Annotated in this window: 1 protein-coding gene; it reads right to left on the bottom strand. The window is 30.7% G+C overall.

What is annotated here, in order from left to right:
* Positions 1-34: 34 nt before the first annotated feature.
* The coding region (locus tag R2R70_RS22550; RefSeq protein ID WP_410979279.1) for a hypothetical protein at positions 35-244 on the bottom strand (210 nt) is incomplete at its 5' end.

The raw sequence follows: 244 nt of genomic DNA, 5'->3' as shown, positions 1-244 counted from the left end.
CACTCAATTTAAATTGAGGATGAAACCTCTATTATTACATTTTCATGTAGGCTGAATTTTTATAAAAGGTTGTAAGCGTCTGTTTTTTAAATTGTAGATTAGTACCCTTGCCTATATACATATCTACCAATTTGTTTTGCTCATCGACAGTTATAACGGCAAATTGACCTTCAAAGTAAATACCTAACTCTTTGTCTTCGTATTTATCATTACTATTTTCTTGCACAATGATGTATTGCGTTAG

The sequence above is a fragment of the Cobetia sp. SIMBA_158 genome (assembly GCF_046566945.1).
In the GTDB taxonomy this organism is placed as follows: domain Bacteria; phylum Pseudomonadota; class Gammaproteobacteria; order Pseudomonadales; family Halomonadaceae; genus Cobetia; species Cobetia amphilecti.
This window is presented reverse-complemented; position numbering and strand designations above follow the sequence as displayed.